This window comes from Spiribacter salilacus (assembly GCF_009649225.1).
GTDB lineage: Bacteria > Pseudomonadota > Gammaproteobacteria > Nitrococcales > Nitrococcaceae > Spiribacter > Spiribacter salilacus.
In genome coordinates this window covers 133279-155974 of the sequence record NZ_WJPP01000005.1, presented here as the reverse complement: position 1 = coordinate 155974, position 22696 = coordinate 133279, and the positions used below count along the sequence as shown (strand labels likewise).

The window sequence follows — 22696 nt, the reverse complement described above, 5'->3', positions numbered from 1 at the left end:
GCAATGGGCATTCAACGCCGGCTTTATCGTTTTTGTGGGGCTGTTTGGGGCGGGGTGCGGCGCCGTTTAGATCAGCGTGCGTTTATAGAGCGCACTAACGCAAACCTAAGAAGCTGGATCAGGCTGCCGGCCGGCTGGTATGAGCTAAACGCACAATTACGAGTGCATGCCCGCAGTCTTGATCACTTAAGCGCCAATGCACGGCTATATTTAGAAACGGCTCAAGGCGATTGCCCACATACGGCAATGGGTATTCCCTTTAAAAGTGGCCAGCCAACCCAGCGCCTGATTTATATTCATGAGCCTGCCTACATTCGCCTTGATCCGGTTGAGTTTGCCGGGCCGTTTCTGGTGGAGCGGTTTGAAATAAAACCCACAAAGGCGAGGCCAGCGGAGTGGGCTGCGTATAACGCAGGCTTTGAGCGGCGACCTGATGAAACGCTCAGCTACGCCCGCTGGATTGCCGAAATTGAGCCGGCGTTAATCGAGCGCTACGCCGCAACCCCCGCGTCAGATTGGGTGGTGCGTTTAGCGCCAGGCGATCAGCTCGCGCCCCATGCCTATCAGTGTGTGGCCTCAGTAGCGGCGGCACACCCTGATTGTGTGGCGATTTATACTGATCATGATCGTCTTGATGAACAGGGCTTTCGCACTGAGCCGGTGTTTAAACCAGATTGGTCGCCCATTCGCTTTAAGCACCACAACTACATTGGGCGTAGTGTATTTATTCGGCAGGATGCGTTAGAGGCAACAGGCGCTGCAGATGGCCTTGCTTCGTTAGCATCGCTATTGCCTAAATTAGACACAGCGCCGGGCCGGATTCAGCACATTCCTTTACCGCTGCTTCATGAGGCGGCGGACTCGCCTGCGCTGGCTAGTTCTGCTGGGCTGCCGACAGGCGCTGATCCAGGTGGGCAAGTCAGCATTATTATTCCAACGCGCGATGGTCTGCCGCATTTGCAGGTGGCTTTAGCAAGCTTATCCCGCACGCTAGATGCTACGCGTACCGAGGTGGTGCTAGTAGATAATCAAACCCAAGCCCCCGATGCACTGCGCTATCTCAATCAACTCGAGCATCAGGGCCATTTGCCGGATTCGCAGATACCCGTGCGTGTACTGCGCTACCCCCACCCCTTTAATTTTGCCGCCATGATCAATGCCGGGGCTGCCGCCGCAAAGGGTGAGATCTTGGGCTTTTTAAATGACGATATTGAGGCGCTGGAGCCTGGCTGGCTTGAGGCACTGCTGCCGATTTTTAGCCATGCCGATATTGGTTGCGTGGGCCCCATGCTGTGCTATCCCGATGGCTCTATACAGCATGCTGGCGTGGCGCTGGGCTTAGGTGGAGTGGCAGGACATCCCGCCCGTGGGCTTAATCCCAACGATCCTGCGGTAATGGCCGCTATTGGTGGGTTGGGAGAGGCGAGTGCGGTTACCGGTGCTGCCTTGTGGGTTAAGGCCGAGGTATTTCAAGCGCTGGGCGGTATGAGCGAGGCATTAACGGTGGCCTATAACGATATCGACCTTTGTCTCAAAGCACGCGCCGCCGGATTTACTAACGTGTTAGTACCGGGCGTCAGATTGTTGCATCATGAGTCACGCACACGCGGCAGCGATGCCTCGGGCGCCAAGGCCGCCCGGTTGGCTGAAGAGGCTAACTGGATGCATGAGCACTGGGGAGCGGCTTTAACTGATGAGCCTTATTACAGCCCGCGCCTTACCCGGGCTAGAGATGATTTAGCATTGAGTGATTCATGACGATACAACCCGCCATAGTCGATCGCTTGTTGCCGACGCTAACCCAGCCGGCGTTGGTCGTTTTTCACCAAGCTTCAAGATTGGCTCTGCATACACAATTTCCGCAGATCGCAGCGATTAATATCGGTGCTGATGCCAAAGACTTTGCGTGTTTGGGCGAGGAGGCCAATTCTTATTCAACGGTTATTGTCGATGATGCCCTGGCGCGCATTAATGACTACCGCAGCGCATTAGCCGACTGGTTTCGAGTGATTAAGCCAGACGGCACGCTAATTTTGGTGGTGCCACAACAGTTTTACTTCGAAGAAAAATTGATGCCGCCTTCGCACAAAGAGCCTGCTCATAGGCGTTTTTATACGTCAGCAACGCTGCTGAGCGAAGTAGAAGAGGCGCTTGAGCCGTTTTCTTATCAAGTTGTTGAGCATGAAGAGGCGCTGGGTGACCGTAATCAGGCCAGCATTCTGCTGTTCTTAAAAAAATGCGAACCGCCGGAATGGGCCAGTAATGTGATGCGATGGGACAGCCCTGAGATGACGGCAAAGCGGCAGTTCTCTCAAATTAGCCGTGAACAAGCGCCTGGCATGATAGAGAGGCTGATTAAGGTGCTTCCGCAGCAACAAAAACCGCAGCGCTTTTTGCTGTTAAAGCTTGATCATCGCGGTGATTTTTTACTCGCAAAAAAGGCCTTTGAGTTATTTCGCGGTGCCTTCCCAAGCGCGCATATCACCTTATGTTGTGGCGCGTGGAACGTGAGTGCGGCCGAGCAGCAAGGTTTATTTGACGATGTTGTTGCCTTTGACTACTTCAAAGAAAATCCTTCTTTAGGCGAAACACGAGCACCGGATGAATCTGCAGAGACGGCGTTTGAGGAACGGTTGGCAGCGTTGCATTTTGACGTTGCCATCGACTTTAGAATTCAGGGTGATACGCGTCATCTACTAGAGCGGGTTAAGAGCGATCTTAAAATTGGTGTTGGTCGAGCCCATCAGTTTCCATTTCTGGACTTCAACTTAGATCTTAATTCACCGGTCTACCGGGGGCAGGCAATTTCACAACATGTACCGGCATCTGAGTTTTCTGTAACAGCATTGGGTCGGCATGACGGATATAGGGTTGTGCTGGGGCATGGCCCGAGAGGGATTCGAACCCGATTAAGGAATGCACTAGGCCGGTCTTTACCCCACCAGATGCTGATTTTTGGCCCTTACGAAGACCTTCGCCCTGGGCGGTACCTGATAAGACCGATCATAGAAGCGCCATCGCGCTTGCCGACGTTAGGTTATGACATTAGCGTGAATCGCGGGCAGTCAACACTCCAGGCCGGCACACTGACGCAAAAGCACATTAACGAAGGTATCGAATTGGACCTCGAAGAGGCTGTAACAGGGTATGAGTTAAGAATCTATGGCCCACCTGACGCGGTGCTGCAGTTTTATGGTGCGCATGTTTTCAAGCAAGGAGAAAGTGGCGGTACCCATTCAGAAGAGCAAATGGCCATGTTGGCGCTTTTTTGTGCCTTAAGGCTTGAGTTTCCCTATCAAAATGCCACCTAATCTTGTTTTTTGCCCATTTTCGAACGACCTGTTGCGCGATTGGCCAATCAGTTATTACCGCGCACTGGCTGAGCGATGCCTGAACGATTTGCAACTGGTCATTTCGATTTTAGGTGCCCCCGCGCAGAGGCAGTTGGGCAATTTGCTTGTTCGTGGTCTGCCAGCAGATCAGATTCGTAACGACTGTGGCCGGCTAAAATGGCATGAAGTTGAGAAAAACCTAGAAAGTGCCACGGCAGTAGTCGGAAACAATTCTGGATTAGCGCATCTGGCTGGTCAGATTGGCACGCCGACGTTGGTTGTATTTTCAGGAACGGTGCCTTACGTAGAGTGGATGCCGAGAGGGCCCAACGTCATGGTAGTGGCTAAAGACACGGTGTGCGCGCCTTGCCGCTCGGGTTTTTGCCCTTACGATAAACGTTGTTTGCGCGAAATAACGCCCGATACCGTGTATAAACAACTTACCGATCTGCTTAAATACGCATCATGACAGTTAAAAAGCCCAGCGCTGATGAGGCAAACTCCAATGAACTTCGTCGCCGGCTATTAGAAACTCAACGGGCCCAGTTGGCTGCTGAGCAACGCGCTGATGACGCGCTTGCCCGTCTAGCGGCAGCGCGTGAGGAAGTGACCGCATTGCGCAATTCAGCAAGTTGGCGGGTGAGTGCGCCGCTGCGCTGGCCTAAGTTATTCGCGCTGGCATTTGCTGAGTGGCGAGCGGTTATGGCCGAAACTATTTCACGGCACGATGGTTTTATGCGTGCATGTCGTGCCTATTTGGCACAGCGTAATTCATCTAACGGCCCGCAAACGGAAGCGCATTATCAAATTTGGTTGGCTAAACAAAAACGGCTCAACACCCCGCCACCAGAAAAACAGCCCTTAATCTCGGTGATTCTGCCGGTGTATAACCCACCGCCCGAGTTACTTGAGCAAGCCATCGATTCAGTGCGCGCGCAAAATTACCCGCGCTGGGAGTTGTGCGTGGCAGATGATTGCTCAACTGACCCCGCGGTGCGGGAGGTGTTAGATGCGCAGGCGGCAGCTGATCAGCGCATTAAGGTGGTCTATCGCAAGCGCAATGGGCATATTTCAGCGGCGTCAAACTCTGCAATCGAAATTGCGCAGGGCGATTATCTGGCGCTTCTCGATCATGATGACCTGCTTACCGCTGATGCATTATCTGCAGTGGCCCAATCGATTAGTGCGCATCCTGATGCCGTTATTTTGTATTCGGATGAAGATCGTATTCAGGCGCATACAGGGCGGCGCATAGACCCTTATTTTAAATCGAGCTTTAACTATGAGTTGCTCCTTGCCCAAAACATGATCAGCCACTTAGGCGTGTATCGGCGGGCCGAGGTGCTGGCGGCAGGGGGCTTTCGTGAGGGTTTTGAGGGCTCCCAAGATCTTGACCTAGCACTGCGGGTTATTGAGCAAATTAAGCCAGAGCAGGTGGTGCACATTCCGCAGGTGCTTTATCACTGGCGTGCCATTGCCGGTAGCACGGCATTGTCTAACGATGAAAAGGGCTATGCCACGGGCATTGCCGCGCGAGCGGTGGGCGAGCATTTGGAGCGTACCGGGCAAGTTGCTAAGGTTGAACCGTGTTATGACCTAACGATTTTTCAGGCCATTAATTATCGTGAAGGGGCGCATGATTTGCGCGTGACAGCGCTCTTGCAGGATGCGGCTGCGCAACCCGCTTTGGCCGCTTCTGTAGAAGACGCAACGGTTAACTATCAGCCGCTATCGCCCGCCACACTTACACAAAGTAAGGCCGATGTGCTGTTCATTTTAGATGGCATGATTGCCAAAGCGTCTCCCGGTGCCTTAGAGCATCTGGCCGCCTGGGCCATGCAGCGCCGCGTGGGCTGTGTGGCCCCGCGGGTGTGGTCTACTCGCCGCCGGCTTGACCATGGTGGATTAGTCTTTCCTAAAAACGACCAGGCCCATTTCGTATTTCAGGACTGGCAGCGTGGTTTGTATGGCTATGGTGGCCGTGCCGTGCTGCATCAGCGCTATGCCGCAATGTCACCATTTGCCTATGCGATTGCGCGCGAAACCTATCATGAACTGGGCGGGCTGGATTCACGGTTTCAGAGTCACTTAGCCGGTGTTGATTTAATGCTACGCGCCCACCAGGCAGGGCTGCATAACGTGTGGCTGCCGGCGGCCAGCCTAACACTTGCCCCGGGCAAAAGCCGCGCAAAGGCAAACCTATTTGCGGATAAGCGCATACCAGCAAGCGATTTGGCCTATTGGCGCGAGCGCTGGCCGAACTGGCCAGCGGGCGAGGGCGTACATCCTTTGCTCAGTGCCGATGGGGAGTATGATTTGCGGGATGAGTAAAAAGAGCAAAAAGCAGAAAATATCTAAGTTGCTGGCTATGCCAGTGAGCTCTGCAGATGTTGACCTGCCGCTGCCCGAGCGTAAGGTTGATGAACGCCCAATTAGGCTAACCGATAATACTCCAAATACCACTCCACAAACTGACTAATCCCTTCCTCTACCGGCGTTTCGGGCTGATAGCCCACCGCTGTCTTTAAGTCCTCGGCGCTTGCCCAGGTATCCGGCACATCGCCCGGCTGCAGGGGTAGCATTTCCATTTCGGCCTTTTTGCCGAGGCAATCTTCTAATACGCGAATGTAATCAAGCAGCTGCACAGGGCGGTTGTTGCCAATGTTAAAGATCCGCCAGGGCGCATTGCTGGTGGCCGGGTCGGGTGCGTTGCTATCCCAGTTTGGGTTGGAAGTGGCGGGGTTGTCGCAAGTGCGCACAATGCCCTCGGCAATATCTCCCACAAAGGTAAAATCGCGCTGATGGTGGCCGTGGTTAAACACTTTAATCGGCTGGCCCGCCAAAATGCTGCGCGTAAATAAAAATAGCGCCATATCTGGCCGGCCCCAGGGCCCATACACCGTAAAAAAGCGCAGGCCGCTGCAGGGCAGCCCAAACAAATGCGCATAGCTATGGGCCATAAGCTCATTAGCGCGCTTGGTGGCGCCATAAATGGCCAGCGGGTGATCCGCCGGTTCATGCTCGGTAAACGGCATGTGCGTATTGGCGCCATACACCGAGCTGGTGGACGCATACACTAAATGCCCAACGCCGGTATGCCGGCAGCCTTCGAGCACGTTCAAAAACCCGGTGATGTTGGAATCGACATACGTCTGCGGGTTTTCTAGCGAATACCGCACGCCAGCCTGGGCGGCTAAGTTAATAACCCGATCAAACTGATGCTCCGCAAATAGCGCCTGCATGCCGGCGGCATCTGCCAAATCAAGCTGAACAAAGCTAAACCCAGGCCGCTCGGTAAGCTGCTTAAGCCGGGCTTTTTTGAGGGCAACATCGTAGTAGTTGTTCAGGTTATCGAGGCCGACCACGGTATCGCCGCGGCCGAGCAGTTTAAGTGCGGTGTGATAACCGATAAATCCGGCGGCGCCGGTGAGTAGGATTTTCATAGTCCCAAAGATTCCGAGCGGGCTCTATCGCCGCTAGTTGTTTTATGACAATATTTCATTTTTATGACAACACATTGGAATACAGCTACCATGCGAGTGGTTGCTTGGGTAATTGCATCAGGGATGGCTGCATTTGCGTTATCCGTTGTGCTTCAAGATTTTCACTTAGTCTACCGCGGCCAAGCGCGGATTGTAGAATCGATTCTCTCAACATTGCCTGCCATCTGGCTATTTGTCAGCTTGGCCAGCTTTATCTATTGGCCTATTGCGGCAGCGATGATGTTGTTGGCTATTTATGTGTTGTCTGAAATACATAGCCTCAAGTATGCAACAACCGGAGAGCCACTGATTTGGTCAGACCTAACGGCATTCGATAACGCCGGGATTGTGCTGCATTATCTAACGCCTTTGCATGTAGTTGTACTGAGTGGCTTTTTTGTCATTTTGTTAATTATTGGCGTTGGGTTTCGAGCGCGGCTTGTTCAGGTATCGCGCCCCGCCTTGGTTGTTGCCGTTTTGTTATTTCCGCTGGTGTTTCATCCGCCCCTTGCGCGGACGAGCGAAACAATTTCAGAGCCAATCGCTACGCTTTTTGAAACGGCTGGGGTTGAATACCACAGTTGGAACTGGTCATTGAATGTAAAGCAAAACGGGCTGTTGTGGCATTTGCTTCAAACGTCACAACGCTCAATGCCACGCGCACCCACAGCTGAGCAGGCAGCGCATTATCAAGAGTTAATGGCCCGCAAGGATCATTCTGCAGTGGTTGATGAGGTGATATTGGTGTTTTGCGAAGCGTGCTGGCATCAGGATTATCATTTTAGCGATAACTTCCAGCCTCTGGTTGATCGAGGTTTTCAACAATTTCGGGCCATTTCACCCACCTTCGGCGGAGGCACCGTTAACGGCGCCTTTGAGCTTATTACGGGTTTGCCGGCTAACGGCGCATTAAATGGCATCATTTACCAAGAATATGCCGAAGATATTCGTGCCGATGCCCACACTTTGCCCGCTGCGTTGGCAGATAGCGGCTTTGCTACCCTTTCGGCGCATAACAATTCATCTGAATTTTGGCGGCGTGATGAGGTAGTTCCAAAGCTGGGGTTTGATCGGTTTATTGGCCTTGAGCAAATGGGCGAACAGCATGCAGGGTGGACGCGGGATTATGTTTTATATGACACCGCGCTAGCGCTTCGAGATCAAATTTCTGGGCCAAAATTCTTCTTTCTAACAACGGTTTACACGCATGGCCCCTATACCGTTAATAATGATTTTGGGGAGCGTGATTTTGCCTACAAGCTGCAAACATCAATCAAAGACCTTGTGGCATTTACCGATACGGTATTGGCGGATAATCCAGATGCTTTGGTTATGGTGGTGGGCGATCATAAGCCAGCATTAAATCGGTACTTTCGCCGCCATGGCATCCTGGCTCGAGCACCACGCGGCGATGTGCCCGTTTATGCGTACCACTCAGATGATGCGCGTTTGGCCTCTATGATTAACAGGGCTGAAGGAAAGCCATTTTTCTGTGTTGCCAAAGCGTTAAATCATGAGTTTCTTGGTGCTACGGTGCCGGCCTTTGAGTTTTCTAAAGACAATAGGCTATGCTCAAAACCCGCAGCGCAAGATAATAAAGCGCTAACGCAGGCTTACCCAGATTGGCTGTTTCATCGCATTCTTTTTTAAACCGAGGCGCCGCATGTCACTGAAAAAGTCGATGTTTCGTGTGTTGCGGGCTTTGGGTATTGGGTTTCTAGCTGGCTACGGTTTTCTTATGCTCACCTACCCCCGTGCAGAGGTGTCGTTGGGCTTGGATCTAAAGCTCGATGGGGGTGGGTTTGTGGATGTTTATTTTGCGCAGGGTGATGCCCCGTTTAATGAGTACCGCAAAACACGGTTTTTTACTGAGCCGGGCGTCTGGCAGACACATGCAAAAACCTGGGCGCTTGTCCCGCCCATTCGTGTGCTGCGTATTGATGCTGACCCAAGGGCTAGTGCGCTTCATGTTAGCAACCCACAATTGGTCACGCGGGCATCAACCCTTATTTCAAATGTTGCGGAGTTTTGGGATCGTGGCCAGCAGGTCAATCATTTCAGCCTTGCTGAACAAACTGCTGATGCGCTGAGCTTAGCGGTGGGCGGGCCTGATCCGCATATGGTATTTAAACTTGCGCCTAAGGATTATCCGCCGGCAACCGCATGGCTGCGGGAGGCTGCCATTGCCATCGGCGTAGTGGCGGCGTTGCTATGGGGTTTTTTGATCGAGCCCGTTTGGCGGCGTCGGCGTTCGTTTTAGGAGGGTCAAGATGATATGGCCACCCACTTCTATTTCGTGGAATAGCACATAATCTTCGCTAAACCGATCTAAATGCCCCTTGTCTACCCCGCGATAGTTGGAGAGCACGTAATCGGGGTTGGGCTCTGGGGATTTTTGAAACAAAAAGCGCCCGCGCTGTTGCGGCGGCAGCATTCGTTTTGTAATGAGTAGTGGGGTATTGCTGGCCGCATGCACGCTAATTTGGGGCCGATCGTCCGCTTCAGCGATGTGCATTAGCGCATCGTGATTGGCAAGGCCCCAGTAGTCCATCTCCCACCGATAGCGCGGCTCATTGCCGGCAAGCGCGTTGAAATACACGTTTTGCAGTGGGTGTGCCTGCCACATCCAGATGGCAATAAACACACTATGCACGGCAATTACCGCCCAAGAAAATGGCGCAAGCAGCCGCAGTGCCGCCACACAGAAGTAGATCATGATGGGGTAGAGGAAATACAGGTGCCGCCAGCCATCGTACAACACCGATTGAAAATAAATGACTGCACCAAAGGTGGCCATCAAAATGCCCAGCAGAATGAAGTCAAGCAGCTGCCGATCATTGCGCGCGAGCTGGATTAAGCCAATGGCAAATAGCCCTAGGTAGAGGGTGGGTGTGGTAATGCCAATCCAGGTAAACGCGTAATGCCAGGGCAAATCACGGGCATCCACAAACTCGCCAGCGTATAAAACCGCGTAGGGCCAGCGAAAGCTGGACATATTCGAGAAGACTTCAAAAAACCCGCTAATGGGCTTATCCCAAATATAGGGAAATAAAAGCACAAAGAAGCCATAAGACAGCAGGGCATAGCCCGCCCCGTAGGCCGCGGCCTTGCGCAGCGGGGTGCCACCTCTAACAATCTGAACCAATAGGGCGGCTGCCGTGGTGGCCAATATCACCACCGCCATAATGCGAATGTTCATGGCAAAGGCGGTGGCAAACGCATGCAGTAAAAGCGATTTGCGCGTGGGCGTTTGCAAAAAAGCGGCCATCGTTGCCAAGGCAATTACGAAGGCAGACATAAACACGATATCTTTAGAGTTATAAAACGCTTCGGCAAAAAACCGGGGCGATAGGATGAGCAACCCCGCCCCCACCAGCCCCCATTGCCAGCTTTGCCAGCGCCGCTCGATTAAGTTAACTAAGGCATAGGCACCGAGCAAAAAGAAAAGAAACGTCATTAAATGCCGAAATTCGTAAATTTGGCGAGAATCTTGTAAACCAAGCACCTGCTCAAGCGTCACAACGGGTAGCTCAAACGCCACGCCATAATCCTTGTCGCGAAAGCTCTGCAGGTCTGACACATTAAGATGCGCGGTTGAGGAAAACGGAAACAGGGTTTGGCTTAAGTGTTTGGCATTCACCAGCCCGGTCAACCGACTCTGCGGCTCATCCCAAGATATGCCGTAATCGGTATGAACTAGCAGCCCAAGAATGATTAGGCCGGCAAAAATTATGCCTACTCGCATTGGTAATCACTGCGCGGTGCGCTATCGCGAAATGGATCAGTCAGCGCATCGGTGTATTCGCCCATAATGAGGCGTTTGCGGGGCAATAATTGCTGGCGGTAAAACCGACTGGCGCGCACAAGGGTTTCACCCCGGGGCGTTAATTTCACGCATCCATTCTCTAGGGTGATGGTGCCTGATTCAAACTGCTCTGTTAGGCGAATGTCTACCAGCCGATGTTCCACCATATATTCTTCCTTGAATATCGTTTCAAAGGCGCTCTGTTCGATGCCGCCACCACGCTGGTCAATCTTTTCCAGAATATAGAACGATAAAGATCGGTCAATTACAGTCGGCACAGAAATGGCAAAGGCATAGCCGCCGAGCAGCCAAATGACGAGCAGTAAGGTTTTTTCTAGGCCCGTTAGCTGCTGGCACGCGCGCAGAAAAAACACCAGCACCGCAGTAATGACGGCGGCAATCACGGCATCGACCATCGCTGCGTAAAAAACCACGTTTACGGGTAGCCAGCGCATGTGCACAAAATGCACAGAGAGCAACACAACAATGAACAGCAATGTGGCGGCCAGAGCGATGAGAAGTTTTTTCATTAGCGAAATACCAGCCAACGGTTACCTGAGTAACTCAGCGCAAATTGTAAGAAAGTGGCCAGCAAAAAGCCGATGCGATAGTCCAGTGCCAACCAATCTGTCCATAATGCCAGCGTTAGGCCATGAACAACGGCAATGCCGGCATAGAGCAGCAAAAAGCGCACCGCCAGATAGGCGAGCGGGCCACGGGCGTAAGCAAAAACAAAAAACCGATTGCCCAAAAACGAGGCCGTAATGCCAAATCCCGCCGCAATAAAATTGGCGGCGCCGGCAGAGGCCATTTGCAACCCCTCAATTAAAAGGGTGAGCACCAAAAAATGAACCGCGGTGGCAAATAGGCCATTAAGCACATAGCGCACCAGCGTGTGGCTCATGGGCGGGTGTGCACCTGGTCAATCAGTTCCTCGTAGCGCGGCACGCTAACAAAGGCGCTGCCTCTGACTAAACCCGTCATCATCAAGGTAATGAGTGCCAGCGCGCCTGTTTGGATAAAGGTGAGCATTAATATGCCTAGCGCCAACGAGAACCAGCCTGGCGTGGCAAAGCCAATGGTTTTAAGAATGACGGCCAATAGCGCGCCAGCAATCGCGGCAGACGCAATAGCAGCGCAAGCCAGGCCCACGCGCACCAGCACATCTTCAGCAAACACCATCAGTGCCTTAAAGCCATGTAGCACCAAGCCCACCAAGCGCATCTTTGATTGGCCGGCATAGCGCGTGCCACGATCCACAAGACAAGACCCAAGCCGGAGTTTTGAGGCCAGCACCGTGGCAGCGGTGTGGGTGGCAAGCTCACGCATGGCCACCAGCCGCTGCACGGCGGCGGGTTTTAGCGCCATAAAGTTACCAAAGCCAATGGCACGGCCTGTGAGCAGGCGAAACAGCCGCTTATAAACCGCATAAAAAATCTGAAAGCTTTTGCTTTCGGTGCGCAGGCCCCGCGCGGCCACAACAACATCAAAGGTGTCTTGGTTAAGTTCTTGTAATAACAGTGGGATGGACTCTGGGCGGTCTTCTCCATCACAGTCCATAATTACCACCCGGTCTTCAGGATTAAGCTGCGTGCTGATGTGTTGCAGCCCAATAGCAATTGCTTGTTGATGCCCAACGTTGCGCCGAAGGGTAATAATGGCGCCGTTAATAGCTTGTTTTTCAAGGATATCGCTGGGTAGCGGGTGTTGTACCGATGCATCATCCACCGCCACCACATAAAACCCATCACCTAGCGCGCCGGTTAGCCCCTGCAGAAGCTGTGTGAATGCCTCCACATCTTCAAATACCGGCGTCACAATCCATGTTTTTTGTTTGTTTTCCATCATTTGTCTATTTTGGGGGATGGCGGTAAAAAATTCGACCTCATATCCATTGTGCGGCTGAGCCTGCTAATCTTGCCGTATAAACGGAGATTATTCATGGCCCGCCTGGTCGTTTTGCAAATGCTGGCTGCATTGGTTGCTATTGTGGTGTTAATTGCGCCGCAGCGGCTAGATGTTTATGTAGAAGGCTATGCGCCACAAGCAGGGGATATTGAACTGTTTATGGCCGCGCCAGGGCACGCATTTTCGGCCGACAGGCGCCTGCAGCGCGAGCTAACGCCCAATGAATGGGCCACCGCGCACTTTTGGCATCGCGGCCTACTCCCCATCAAACACCTGCGCATCGATTTAGGCCAGTCGCCCGGTGAGTTTGGCGTGGCTGAGTTGCGCGTTAAAACCCGTTGGTCAGATCGAGTACTTAGCGCCGATGCGCTGGTAGATGCCATTCAAACCACCGCGGGTATCGGCCAAATCCGTATCGAATCAGATGCCGTTTATTTTGAGTCTATCGGCAACGACCCCTACCTAGAGCTAAAGCCCAGCCATGTTTTAGCGGGCCCCAGCTGGGGGTGGATGGCCGGGGTGGGTCTGCTGGCGGTTGTTTTGGTCAGCGTTGTCTGGCTGGTAGCAACGTTGCTGGGCTTTTCGGGCGCCAGTGCAATGCGTGGGGTGGCTTTAGTGATTTGCATGCTCGGGTTAACGCTAATGGCCGGGCAAAAGATTTCTGAAAGAGGCTTTCCGGGTGATTCCTCACAAAACTATGCAATGGCGCTAAACCTCGTTGAGCACGGGGTGCTAGCGCATTCACGGGGGTCATTAACCCCTCAGCCGAGTAACCTGCGTGAGCCCTTGCCGCCGATTACTGCCGCCGCGTGGATTATGACACTGCAGGCCACAGGCGTGATTAGCGATGTAGGCGATATGCAAACGCGCCATGGGTATTGGCTCTTTAAGCAGGTGAATTTGCTGTGGGCGTTTTTGGGGCTAATCTCAACGTATCTGCTGGCCCGGCATCTTTCTGGGTCCATGCCGGTGGCCACCCTCGCGGTGGTGGGCGCCTATTATTTTCTTTATGCGGTGCCGCAACGCATTGATATGTTTTATACCGAGCTACACGGCGCGGCTTTGCTAACCACCAGTTTGTATCTATTGATGCGCGCTTTTGCCAAGCCGAGTTTTTGGCGATATTTAGCCGCCGGCGTGGCGTTTGGGTTGTTGATGCTCACTAAAGCGGCGTTTGTTTACGTGGGCCTGTTCTTTGCGCTGCTCTATCCGCTGTGGGTATGGGTTTGGCATAGAAAAATGCCGGGGCAAGTGGCTGAGGCTTTTAAGCTTAGTGCCGTGGTGTTTTTAACTGCAATGGTGTTTGTGTCTGCTTGGGTGATTCGTGGCTATATTCATTTTGACCGCATTGAAATGACCTCTGAGCGTAATTCGCATGTGGTGTACATGCGCGCGCTAATGAATGGCATGGATACCGAAGAGATGAAGGGCATGATCACCTTGTATGGGCCTTTTACCATGAATCGATGGGTGGCGGGCACGAGCTTTGAGCGTCAAGACGGTGATTTGCAGCGCGCCGGCCGCTGGGCGCGCTTGAATCATGGGCCATCCGATTTTTCTGGCGATGATTGGGCAGCGCGGCGCAGCGGCCAGCCCGATCAAGCCATTAGCTTTCATCAGGCCGCAGCAGCCGAGATGATTCATCAGCGCAAAGTGCATGCAGAGCTCGATGTGCCCTTTCCCAATATGCAGGCGGGCGATGTGGTGTCTGCAAAAGCGTTTCAAATGTTTCAAGAGCAGCCCATGGCCCATTTAATGGTGAGCGGGTTGGTGTTTTGGAAAAGTTTTTGGACATTCTCTTTAGCGCCAAACGAGTTTTTAAAATGGAACACCGCCATCCAACTGCGCGATGGCGTGAATTTAGCGGCTGGGTCTGCCCTAATTATTTTGGCATTGGTGGCATTTTTTACGGGCCGTCAGCAAGATTTTCTGCTCACGGCCATCCCTTTTGGCATGTTGCTGTTTTACGCGCTGCTCTCGCAGGGGGTAGATCGGTACGCGGTGCCTTTGCACCCATTAATGATCGTCTGTCTGGCGGTATTGCTGCATCGGTGTATCCTTAGGCGCCATGATTAAATCGGCTTTGCGTTCTCTTTTGTCGCAGCGGTGGCTGCAGGCCGCGCTTAGGGCGGTTTATGGCTATTTCTTTGAAGAAATTAGCCGAATTCGGCATGCCAACCCTGAAGTTGGCGAGATTAACCCCTTGCCGGCGCGGTCGGTGGCCTCTGAGCGCAGTCGGGTAACGCTGCTACTGCCCGGTATCTCAGAGCGGCATTATTTTGGCGGCATTGCCACGGCCATGGCTTTTTTAGAAGGTTTTCGGCCGCTGGTGGATGATTTACGCATTGTGGTAACAGACGAATCCGCGCTGGCGGATTCAGAAAAAGCCCGTTTTCCTGATTGGCAAATAGGCACGCTAGCAACAGATGCCCCAGGCTATTGGATTATTCCAGCGGGCGGGCGTGAGCAAGCGCTTAGCATGCGCCCCAATGAATGCGTGATTGCCACCGCCTGGTGGACCGCGCACATGGCCGCGCGTTTAACGCCTGATCATCCATTTATTTATCTAATTCAGGATTTTGAGCCGGGCTTTTACCCGTGGTCTGCCCGTTATGCCTTGGCCGCTCAAACCTACGCCAACCCAACGCGTGTGCTGCCGGTGTGTAACAGCCAGTTGCTGCGCGATTTTATGGCGCAAAATCAGTACATTGCTGCCGATGCCTTGTGTTTTGATCCGGTGTTCAATCCTGATCTTAAAGCGGGTTTAAACGATGGCCCCTGGCCACGCGAAAAACGCGTGCTCGTGTATGGTCGCCCCACGGTAGAGCGTAATGCGTTTCCGCTTGTTATTGATGTGCTCAGGCAGGTGGTTGCCACTGGAGCTGCGGCGGGGTGGCAGTTTATTTCGGTGGGTGAGCCGCATGCTGATATTGGGCTTGGTGATGGGCTGGTGCTGGAGTCACACGGCAAGCTGAGCTTATCGGCCTATGCCGCCGAGCTGCGGCGCTGCTATGCCGGCGTTTCTTTAATGATTTCTCCGCACCCGAGTTATCCGCCCTTAGAAATGGCGGCAGCTGGCTTGCAGGTGATCACCAATCAGTATGCCAATAAAGATCTGACCCAGTGGGGCGGTGGGCTGCAAGCCTTTGCGCCAGGCGATACCCCTGCCATGGCAGCGGCATTGTCACAGCATCTTGCCCGTTATGATGAACGCCTAATTGGGGTGCATGATGGCAGCGGCCTACTCGGCGCCTACCAAACAGGCGAGGTGGCCTTTGCGCCGCTGGCAGAAAAAGTTTGGGCCCGCTGGCTTAACATGAGTGCGTCTTAGCCATGCGGGTGGGGGCCGTTATCGTGGCCTATCAAGCGCCCGATGCGCAGCTAGAGGCATTGCTCAGCCGCATAACGGCAGAGGTCAGCACCGCCGCTGTGGTGTTAAACCAGGCAGCGCCTGAAGAAAAACACGAGCTACAAGCCCGTTATTCGCAGTTGCACTGGCAACGTAATGCAGCCAATTTAGGCTTGGCTGCAGCGCAAAACCAAGGCATCACCGCCTTGCTGGCCACGGTAGATGCCATTTTGCTGCTGGATCAAGATAGCCTGCCTGATGCGGGCACCGTAACCGCGCTCAGTGAAGTGCTGGCTAGCTTACAAGCCGCTGATAAGCCAGTTGCCGGGGTAGCGCCAGCGTACCGACAGGGTCAATCTGCGCATTGGCCGGGGTTTGTGCGCATTAGCCGCTGGGGGTTTGTTCGGGTGCGCCCTGCGCCCAACGAAGCCGCCATTCCCATCGATTTTGCGATTGCCTCTGGTACATTAATGCCCGTTAAGGCACTGCAGGCGGTGGGGCTAATGGATGAGCCGTTGTTTATCGATCATATTGATACTGAGTGGTGCCTGCGCGCGGCTAACGCAGGCTATCAGTTGTTTGGCACCGAACGGGCGGCCTTTTCTCATTCGCTTGGTGAGCAGCGGTATACCTTTTGGTTGGGTCGAAAGCGACAAGTCAGCACGCACGCCCCCTGGCGGTATTACACAATGTTTCGTAATAGTCTGCTGCTGTATGCACGCCAAAGTCTGCCCGCGCGCTGGAAGCGGGGCGATGCATTACGGCTACTCCAAATATTTTTGTTTGTTTTGCTGTTTGGCGCGCATCGCTGGGCTTCGCTGCAGATGATGGGCCGCGGGGTGGCTGATGGCATTAAAGGCCGCGCCGGGCCGCCACCTTTTTTTAGTGGGGTTGAGCATGTCTAGCCGTTGGGCATCTATTAGCACAGCATTGTTAGTGGCAATACTGGCAACCTATATGGCGTTGTTCGTGACCCCGTTGGGTGACACGCCCGATGAATCTGGTCATTACTCTTACGTGCATGACATTGCCAATGGCACCGTGTTTCCGCTGTTTGGCGAGGCAAAAATGACCAGTGGCCGCTGGGGCTATGATGTCGAGCGCTGGGGCGAAGACAATCGAAGTAATTACATGGCACAACACCCCCCGCTTTTTTATGCGGTGGCAACCATTCCGTATCTACTGGCAGATCAGCTAACCGATGGAAAGTGGTGGATAAGCCGCGCGCCACGCCTAGTGTCGGCCCTATCACTGGGGCTGCTGGTGTTTGTGTTATTTAAAAACCTAACCTTAATCGGCTTAGATGCGCCGCGCGCCGCGATTGGCAGTGTAGCGATAACCTTAGTGCCCAATTTGTTGCATCTATCCTCTGGCACCACCAATGATGTGTTTTTGTTGCTGCTCTGTGCCATCGCCACGCTGTATTTTACGCAGTTTATTTTGCGCCATCAGATTTCAGCGGCGTATTGGTGTGCGTTTTGGCTCACGCTAGCCGGCATCACTAAGATGAACGCCTGGGTGCTGATTGCACCGTTCGTTGCCATTATGGTGTTTGAATTACGCGGGCCCTTTAAACACTGGCTAACCCATAGTGTGGGGGTTAGTTTGCTGGCTTTGGCCGGGCCGCTGTGGTGGATGGGCCGCAGCTTTTATCACCATGGCTCACCGTTTTATCGATCAGGCTCTGAGGTTGATCCGCGGGCGGGCTTGGGCAGCAGTAGCTTTACCGAGCTTTTAGGTGACTGGCCCGTTATGGAATGGCTATTTGGGCATTTTTTGGGCCTGATTGGTTTTTCGGGTTACTGCGTAACACCTGAGCTGCGGGAGTTCTGCACCGGTATTCGGATGACGCAGATTTATGGCTTTTCTCGAGAAGCGTTTACCTGGGTGCTGTTGGGCACCCTCATTATCTTTGCTTTGTTTTTATTGGTGCTGGTATACCAAGCATTACGCCGCAAAACCCGCAATGAGCCGGCATGGGGGGTGAGTGTGCAATCGTTCATTGCCGTGCGATTGCCGTTATTACCGCTTAAATGGGGGTTGCTGGGCGCGCTTTTAATTGGTGGCACGGCCTATTCGGTAATTATTTTTATCTCTAGTGGCGTTCCGGCCCAGCCTAATGGGCTGCTACAGCTGCTGAGTATGTCAGCGCCCCCCATGCTGGCGGCATTGGCTTTAGGTTTATTGTTTTTCCCCCAGCAGGCAACCTCACGTCTGGCGCTGTACGCGCCGATTATTTTTCTGTTTTTTGGCTCGATATTGCTTTACCAAATCTACATTGGTTATTTGATCTTGGGTTATCCGAGTGCCACGCAGGGGCGGTATCTCTTCCCCATTTTGCCTTTGCTGGTGGTGGCATTTGGGGTAGCGGTGCAGGCGCTGAAAGTACCGCGATGGGTGTTGGCGGTGGGTTTTGTTTTGCTGGTGTTTGGCCTTGCCAATGCGTACTTAGACCAAATTATTCCCTTTTATATTGAGAGTCAGGTATGACGGGCATGGCACGGTATTGGATTGTGGGTCTGCTGGCGTTTGCCATTCTATTGGGTTGGATGGCGTTGCGTGAGGCGGGTCAGATTCAAAACTATGGGCAAGTGAACCTGGGCGAAAAACCCCATCCGGTAGAGGCAGAGCTCTCACCCAAGCTATCGCCTGGTGTAAGTCTTCGCCAACCACTGGAGTGGGATCGTCTTGTCGGTGCCCCGATGGCGCGGCATTACGCAAATCAAGCGGTGTGTTTATCGGTTTATATGGCAACGCATGGCGGCTCGGCGCGGGGCGGGCAATTGCAGATGACCCTTGAACAAGACGAGGTGGTATTAGGCACTAGCCAATTGGCATTTGATCAGCTGCAGGATTTACGCTTTGAGTCGTTTTGCTTTGATGACCTAACCCTTGGCGAGGTTTATGGCCAGCCGGTGGATATGGTGATTCAGGCAACACAGGGCGTCGAAACGGCCGCCCCTTCGGTGTATTTTGATCGTGCAGTGGAGGGAGCTGAGCGGGTCACGATTGGCAATGTGACCCACCCCAGCCATGGCATCGTTCATCGCCTGCAAATTAAGCGCGACGCCGCTCAGGCGCAGTTTAGCGCTTGGTTTATTTTGGCCGCACTCGCTTTACTGGGTGCCGTTGTTTTAACCACTAGAACTGACGACTAATAGATAACAACCCTTGGTCTGCCAGCTCTCCATCTTGCTCCGCTACGGAGTAGCCCAAATAAACGCTGATCCCGTTGTGGAAGTTTAGGCCCGCACCCATGCCCATTTTGCGGCGTTCCATATCGCCTAAATCTACAGATTCTTTTTGCACAACACCGCTGAGCGCCGATTCAGTAAACGATAGCTCGATGGAGTCACGATACAGGCTTTGCTCAAGGCTTAATGAGGCATTCAGCTGGAGTTCGGCGCCATGAGCAAGGCTGATGGGGTGGCCGATAATATTTAGCCCGCTGCCCGCCATCAGCGTGTTGTAGCCGCTGGCCTGCACCCGCGTGGGCGAGGTGTAAAGGCTTTGATGGCGGTCGGTATCCATTTCCAGCGTATGGTGGGTGAAACCAGCCCAAGGTGCGAGCGTTACGCCGCCAAGATTAACCAGGCTAGAAAAGCGCTGCTGCACAGATAAGCTGCTGGAGTTGGCCCGAGTTCGAATGCCAAAATCCATCAAATCGTCGTAAGCGCGATCGCGCCGCGTGTGCTCAAGGGCGCTGATTTGCGTTTTGCTACTAATGGGGCCCATATCCGCCCGAATGTAGCTGGCAAGCCCCGTACTATTAAGCGTGCCATCGGCATCTGACACGGGGCTTAGTGCGTTGCCAAAGTCTTGTTGCTCCGTTAACAAGGCCACGCCTAAGCGGCTGTTTTTGCCCGGTAGGCTATTCATGGCAAAGTCTAAGACCATGCCTGACTCAGCAGAATCAGGCCCAAGCTGAAAGGCCTCGACCGAGTCATTGGTTTGTTGGAGCTGCAGGTAAAGTAATCCACTATCAATATCCTGCTGCAACCGACCCGCTGCACTGGCGCCAGCGGCCAAGCTATTCGCCCAATCCCAACCCCGGGTGAGGTAGTGGTTGTAAGTGCGGGCAATAATGGAGGCGCCTTTGGTGCCAAAGTGCAGGCCATCATAGTAAAGAAAGTCAACGCTACTGCGGCTGGGGTTGACGTCTGTTACGTTTACTAGCCCAAATGCGGCAGGGTCTTGATAAACGCGCTCAAAAACGGTGAAAAGATCAACCGCCACAATGTTGGGCGACTGATTGGCAACACTGGCTACAAAGTCGTTCCAAGCAACCACTTCACCTTTTAAAGCGGGGTTAACGCGAGGGTTGCTGCTCCAGTCGTGAATTTGGGTAACAAATAAACGCCGCTCGCCCGCAATGGCGCCCGCGTCGATTAACCGATTAACGCCAAGCTGGTAGCCGGCACGGGCAATACCCAGACCATCAACGCTACCACCGCGGCCAATATCGTTATAGCCAAAATAGGCTATGGTGAGGTCTCGATCGCCAATGCCAACGCCGGTGTTTTGAAACCGATCAATTTGCACATTAAACGAATTGCTTAAACCGACGGCGGCTTGGGCCCCACCCACCGCGTAGTTATCTAGCGTTTGTACGCGGCCCTGTGCAACCAGCATTTCATTCCACGGTGCGCCCCAGCCTGCGGGCACCGAGTAGCTATCGCCAAAGGTTCGCATGGTAGCCACTTGCACCCCGCCGCTGGGAATAACGTACGGGTTGGGTACGGCAGAAACGCCATCGCCACTGCTTGAGCAGCCGCTTACCACCAAAACACCGACCAAGCTGAGGGTGCTTAAAATGGCACCTTTACGATTGGCTTTCATAGTTGATTTCCTTGTTTTTTTGCGCCCATCCAATGGTCAGCCCAGCAAGAAATGCGGCGCCGTCCCCCAATGTTGTTGCTACTCGCATGCTAAGCCCGATTGCCGCAGCCGGCCCTGCCCCGAGTAAAGGGGTGAACAACAACAGCATCATGGCCTCTCGTATGCCAACGCCCCCGGGTGCCCCCGGAATTAGGTAGCCCGCAACCCACGCGCTGGCAAACAAGAGCGTAAATGTAATCACCCCCACATCTGGCGTGTCAAATAATGCGCTGGACTGCGCTTTGAGCATGAGGCCGAAGATGATAAAAGTCCCTAAAAACAGGGATGTCAGTAGTATGGCTGCGCCCAGGCTGGGTGGCATGATTTTCTGGCCTTTGCCCAGTGCCTCCGACAACGTAGGTAGGAAGTGGTTGAGCACAAAAATGCCAATCCAAGGCAATGCGATTAACAGCACAAATAGTGGGATGAGCCGGCCAGGGGTAAAGGCAGGCATCCAGCTCACGCCACTGGTTGCTGCCGCTTCGATGAGCCCGGCGCTACCCACGCCCACGCCTAGGGCAATCAGCCAAACCGTGGAGATACCTAAGGCGGCAACCGAGACACCCACAGGAATACCCACCGCACGCGATAGCGCCACCTGCCCCACAAAATGGCCCACATTGCCGGGCAGGTATTTACCAATTTGTGAAAGGGCAACCAGCCGTATGGCCGTTGGCCAAGGCAGTTTGAAGCCCTGGTCGGCTAACAAAATGCGCCAGGCAACACCGCCAAGTAGCGTGATGGCGAGCATACCCACAATGGATCCCACCATTGCCAGCGCAGCGCCCCCCGACCAGTTAATCTCGGCAAACACCGCGCGTTGCGCGTAAAGCGCGTACACAAAATAACCCGTGGCTACTAGCACCAGACAAAGGCCGATGGTTTTGATGATGGATTTCATCGTGAAAATCGACCCAGCGACCATGGCAGCCAACGTTCAATAAACCAAACGGTGGGGATGGATAAAACCGCGGTTGCGGCTAGCACAACTAGCCCAAGGGGTAGGCTGTGTTCAATGTCATAAAAAGAAACACCACCGGCAAGGGATAGCATCACTTTGAGGCTTTTAATGATCAGCATGTGGGTAACAAGAATGGCTAAACTATGATGCCCAATGGCAGCCAGTAAACGCTGCACAGCAGATGGCGCAAGGCGAACAGCCATCACGCAGACGGCAATCCCATTGATTGCAAATAACACGAATAAGGCGGGGTTATTAACCGTAGGGCCCGCCAGCCCAACCGGGCCATTAGCCCGAGCGAATAGCGAGATCAATAGGGTCACCATTAAAAGTGCGATGGTGTAGGCATCAGTATTTGGGGAGGGGTATCCGCGTTGTCGATACTCATAGCCAAGCTGCACAAATAAGATTGCGATAACGCCGGTTGATAGCCCTAGTGGAGTCACAACGCGCTCAGCCAATAGCAAAGCGCTGCCGCTGAGCCCGACAATCAGGCTCAGCCGTAGGGTGTGGTTGCGCACAAGCCGATTAATGCCATGGGTAAGCCCCAGTGCAATCAGCAGCGCAGGCAGAAACCATACCGGGCTATTAACTAGTCGCCCGTCGCCCACGCGGCCCTCTAAAATCCCAATAAGTGGGCGTAAAAGCCCATAGTCAAAGGCGGCTGGCGCAACGCTAAGGTTGCGTGAAAGGCCATAACCGATTAAATAGAAGACATAGCCAAGCAACGCATAGACGAGGTATGGCAGCATTAGTTGAACGGTACGGCGACGCAGAAAACCAAATAAAGCGGTTTTATCAGGCCTCAGCGTAAGGCCTGAAGCAAAGAAAAAGACTGGCACATGGAAAGCAAAGAGCCAAACATAAAACTCAGGCGGCTGTTCGAGGGACCAAACATGCCCCAGCACAATCAAGCTGATTCCCAGCCCTTTCAGGGCGTCAATCCACTCGATGCGTGTTTGTTGTGCTTCTAACATCATT

The 22696-nt window shown here is 53.4% G+C and carries 19 protein-coding genes; 11 read left to right on the top strand and 8 right to left on the bottom strand.

The window, feature by feature from the left end; translation table 11 throughout:
* Nucleotides 1-3: 3 nt before the first annotated feature.
* Genes GH984_RS10095 through GH984_RS10080 form a run of 4 tightly spaced genes read left to right on the top strand, consistent with a single transcriptional unit; the run spans nucleotide 4 to nucleotide 5663 of the window.
* Nucleotides 4-1758 (top strand): glycosyltransferase family 2 protein, encoded by a 1755-nt coding sequence (locus GH984_RS10095; protein WP_153720095.1) that lies wholly within the window; start codon nucleotides 4-6, stop codon nucleotides 1756-1758.
* Nucleotides 1755-3311 carry a hypothetical protein gene (locus tag GH984_RS10090; RefSeq protein ID WP_153720094.1) on the top strand — a complete coding sequence of 519 codons (1557 nt, stop codon included), beginning with the start codon at nucleotides 1755-1757 and terminating at the stop codon, nucleotides 3309-3311. Before GH984_RS10095 ends, GH984_RS10090 begins: the two co-directional genes overlap by 4 nt.
* Nucleotides 3301-3801 carry a glycosyltransferase family 9 protein gene (locus tag GH984_RS10085; protein WP_153720093.1) on the top strand — a complete coding sequence of 167 codons (501 nt, stop codon included), beginning with the start codon at nucleotides 3301-3303 and terminating at the stop codon, nucleotides 3799-3801. Before GH984_RS10090 ends, GH984_RS10085 begins: the two co-directional genes overlap by 11 nt.
* Entirely contained in the window at nucleotides 3798-5663 is a 1866-nt protein-coding gene (locus GH984_RS10080; RefSeq protein ID WP_153720092.1) for a glycosyltransferase family 2 protein, read from the top strand. Before GH984_RS10085 ends, GH984_RS10080 begins: the two co-directional genes overlap by 4 nt.
* A gap of 101 nt (nucleotides 5664-5764) precedes the next feature.
* On the opposite strand, the gene GH984_RS10075 is transcribed toward GH984_RS10080, so the two are convergent.
* Nucleotides 5765-6775, bottom strand: coding sequence for an NAD-dependent epimerase (locus GH984_RS10075; RefSeq protein WP_153720091.1), 1011 nt, complete (start codon nucleotides 6773-6775; stop codon nucleotides 5765-5767).
* 90 nt (nucleotides 6776-6865) lie between these two features.
* On the opposite strand from GH984_RS10075, the gene GH984_RS10070 reads away from it, so the two are divergent.
* Nucleotides 6866-8464: a sulfatase-like hydrolase/transferase gene (locus GH984_RS10070; protein WP_172973221.1), complete on the top strand. Its 1599-nt coding sequence runs from the start codon at nucleotides 6866-6868 to the stop codon at nucleotides 8462-8464.
* A 13-nt stretch (nucleotides 8465-8477) separates the two neighbouring features.
* Entirely contained in the window at nucleotides 8478-9074 is a 597-nt protein-coding gene (locus GH984_RS10065) for a hypothetical protein (RefSeq protein ID WP_153720089.1), read from the top strand.
* Here the strand turns inward: GH984_RS10065 and GH984_RS10060 are convergent.
* From GH984_RS10060 to GH984_RS10045, 4 genes are read right to left on the bottom strand one after another with little or no spacing between them, the layout of a single operon-like run.
* A complete protein-coding gene (locus GH984_RS10060; RefSeq protein ID WP_153720088.1) occupies nucleotides 9024-10559 on the bottom strand; it encodes a hypothetical protein in 1536 nt (511 codons plus the stop codon). The two genes, GH984_RS10065 and GH984_RS10060, sit on opposite strands and share 51 nt — an antisense overlap.
* A complete protein-coding gene (locus GH984_RS10055) occupies nucleotides 10550-11149 on the bottom strand; it encodes a hypothetical protein (protein ID WP_153720087.1) in 600 nt (199 codons plus the stop codon). Before GH984_RS10055 ends, GH984_RS10060 begins: the two co-directional genes overlap by 10 nt.
* On the bottom strand, nucleotides 11149-11523 hold the full coding sequence (locus GH984_RS10050) for a GtrA family protein (RefSeq protein WP_153720086.1): 375 nt from the start codon (nucleotides 11521-11523) through the stop codon (nucleotides 11149-11151). The genes GH984_RS10055 and GH984_RS10050 overlap by 1 nt, the downstream gene beginning before the upstream one ends.
* Nucleotides 11520-12464: a glycosyltransferase gene (locus GH984_RS10045; RefSeq protein ID WP_153720149.1), complete on the bottom strand. Its 945-nt coding sequence runs from the start codon at nucleotides 12462-12464 to the stop codon at nucleotides 11520-11522. The genes GH984_RS10050 and GH984_RS10045 overlap by 4 nt, the downstream gene beginning before the upstream one ends.
* Nucleotides 12465-12560: 96 nt before the next feature.
* Between GH984_RS10045 and GH984_RS10040 the strand changes: the two genes are divergently transcribed.
* From GH984_RS10040 to GH984_RS10020, 5 genes are read left to right on the top strand one after another with little or no spacing between them, the layout of a single operon-like run.
* A complete protein-coding gene (locus GH984_RS10040; protein WP_153720085.1) occupies nucleotides 12561-14603 on the top strand; it encodes an ArnT family glycosyltransferase in 2043 nt (680 codons plus the stop codon).
* Nucleotides 14596-15858, top strand: coding sequence for a rhamnosyltransferase WsaF family glycosyltransferase (locus tag GH984_RS10035; protein ID WP_153720084.1), 1263 nt, complete (start codon nucleotides 14596-14598; stop codon nucleotides 15856-15858). The genes GH984_RS10040 and GH984_RS10035 overlap by 8 nt, the downstream gene beginning before the upstream one ends.
* Nucleotides 15859-15860: 2 nt before the next feature.
* Nucleotides 15861-16781 carry a glycosyltransferase family protein gene (locus tag GH984_RS10030; RefSeq protein ID WP_153720083.1) on the top strand — a complete coding sequence of 307 codons (921 nt, stop codon included), beginning with the start codon at nucleotides 15861-15863 and terminating at the stop codon, nucleotides 16779-16781.
* Complete coding sequence (locus tag GH984_RS10025) at nucleotides 16774-18366, top strand: glycosyltransferase family 39 protein (RefSeq protein WP_153720082.1); 1593 nt, start codon at nucleotides 16774-16776, stop codon at nucleotides 18364-18366. Before GH984_RS10030 ends, GH984_RS10025 begins: the two co-directional genes overlap by 8 nt.
* Nucleotides 18363-19034: a hypothetical protein gene (locus GH984_RS10020; RefSeq protein ID WP_172973218.1), complete on the top strand. Its 672-nt coding sequence runs from the start codon at nucleotides 18363-18365 to the stop codon at nucleotides 19032-19034. Before GH984_RS10025 ends, GH984_RS10020 begins: the two co-directional genes overlap by 4 nt.
* On the opposite strand, the gene GH984_RS10015 is transcribed toward GH984_RS10020, so the two are convergent.
* From GH984_RS10015 to GH984_RS10005, 3 genes are read right to left on the bottom strand one after another with little or no spacing between them, the layout of a single operon-like run.
* The gene (locus GH984_RS10015) at nucleotides 19018-20715 is read right to left on the bottom strand and encodes an SGNH/GDSL hydrolase family protein (protein WP_153720080.1); all 1698 of its coding nucleotides are present in this window, start codon (nucleotides 20713-20715) and stop codon (nucleotides 19018-19020) included. The genes GH984_RS10020 and GH984_RS10015 overlap by 17 nt on opposite strands.
* Complete coding sequence (locus tag GH984_RS10010; RefSeq protein WP_172973217.1) at nucleotides 20699-21655, bottom strand: lysylphosphatidylglycerol synthase domain-containing protein; 957 nt, start codon at nucleotides 21653-21655, stop codon at nucleotides 20699-20701. Before GH984_RS10010 ends, GH984_RS10015 begins: the two co-directional genes overlap by 17 nt.
* Entirely contained in the window at nucleotides 21652-22695 is a 1044-nt protein-coding gene (locus tag GH984_RS10005; protein WP_153720078.1) for an acyltransferase family protein, read from the bottom strand. Before GH984_RS10005 ends, GH984_RS10010 begins: the two co-directional genes overlap by 4 nt.
* Between the last annotated feature and the right edge of the window lies 1 nt (nucleotide 22696).

Excerpts from the sequence above, each read along its gene's own strand:
- GH984_RS10005 (WP_153720078.1), bottom strand. The coding sequence starts at position 22,695 with ATGATGTTAGAAGCACAACAAACACGCATCGAGTGGATTGACGCCCTG.
- GH984_RS10050 (WP_153720086.1), bottom strand. The coding sequence starts at position 11,523 with ATGAGCCACACGCTGGTGCGCTATGTGCTTAATGGCCTATTTGCCACC.
- GH984_RS10055 (WP_153720087.1), bottom strand. The coding sequence starts at position 11,149 with ATGAAAAAACTTCTCATCGCTCTGGCCGCCACATTGCTGTTCATTGTT.
- GH984_RS10025 (WP_153720082.1), top strand. The coding sequence starts at position 16,774 with ATGTCTAGCCGTTGGGCATCTATTAGCACAGCATTGTTAGTGGCAATA.
- GH984_RS10095 (WP_153720095.1), top strand. The coding sequence starts at position 4 with ATGGGCATTCAACGCCGGCTTTATCGTTTTTGTGGGGCTGTTTGGGGC.
- GH984_RS10085 (WP_153720093.1), top strand. The coding sequence starts at position 3,301 with ATGCCACCTAATCTTGTTTTTTGCCCATTTTCGAACGACCTGTTGCGC.
- GH984_RS10080 (WP_153720092.1), top strand. The coding sequence starts at position 3,798 with ATGACAGTTAAAAAGCCCAGCGCTGATGAGGCAAACTCCAATGAACTT.
- GH984_RS10035 (WP_153720084.1), top strand. The coding sequence starts at position 14,596 with ATGATTAAATCGGCTTTGCGTTCTCTTTTGTCGCAGCGGTGGCTGCAG.
- GH984_RS10070 (WP_172973221.1), top strand. The coding sequence starts at position 6,866 with ATGCGAGTGGTTGCTTGGGTAATTGCATCAGGGATGGCTGCATTTGCG.
- GH984_RS10010 (WP_172973217.1), bottom strand. The coding sequence starts at position 21,655 with ATGAAATCCATCATCAAAACCATCGGCCTTTGTCTGGTGCTAGTAGCC.
- GH984_RS10045 (WP_153720149.1), bottom strand. The coding sequence starts at position 12,464 with ATGGAAAACAAACAAAAAACATGGATTGTGACGCCGGTATTTGAAGAT.
- GH984_RS10065 (WP_153720089.1), top strand. The coding sequence starts at position 8,478 with ATGTCACTGAAAAAGTCGATGTTTCGTGTGTTGCGGGCTTTGGGTATT.
- GH984_RS10090 (WP_153720094.1), top strand. The coding sequence starts at position 1,755 with ATGACGATACAACCCGCCATAGTCGATCGCTTGTTGCCGACGCTAACC.
- GH984_RS10015 (WP_153720080.1), bottom strand. The coding sequence starts at position 20,715 with ATGAAAGCCAATCGTAAAGGTGCCATTTTAAGCACCCTCAGCTTGGTC.
- GH984_RS10040 (WP_153720085.1), top strand. The coding sequence starts at position 12,561 with ATGGCCCGCCTGGTCGTTTTGCAAATGCTGGCTGCATTGGTTGCTATT.
- GH984_RS10030 (WP_153720083.1), top strand. The coding sequence starts at position 15,861 with ATGCGGGTGGGGGCCGTTATCGTGGCCTATCAAGCGCCCGATGCGCAG.
- GH984_RS10020 (WP_172973218.1), top strand. The coding sequence starts at position 18,363 with ATGACGGGCATGGCACGGTATTGGATTGTGGGTCTGCTGGCGTTTGCC.
- GH984_RS10060 (WP_153720088.1), bottom strand. The coding sequence starts at position 10,559 with ATGCGAGTAGGCATAATTTTTGCCGGCCTAATCATTCTTGGGCTGCTA.
- GH984_RS10075 (WP_153720091.1), bottom strand. The coding sequence starts at position 6,775 with ATGAAAATCCTACTCACCGGCGCCGCCGGATTTATCGGTTATCACACC.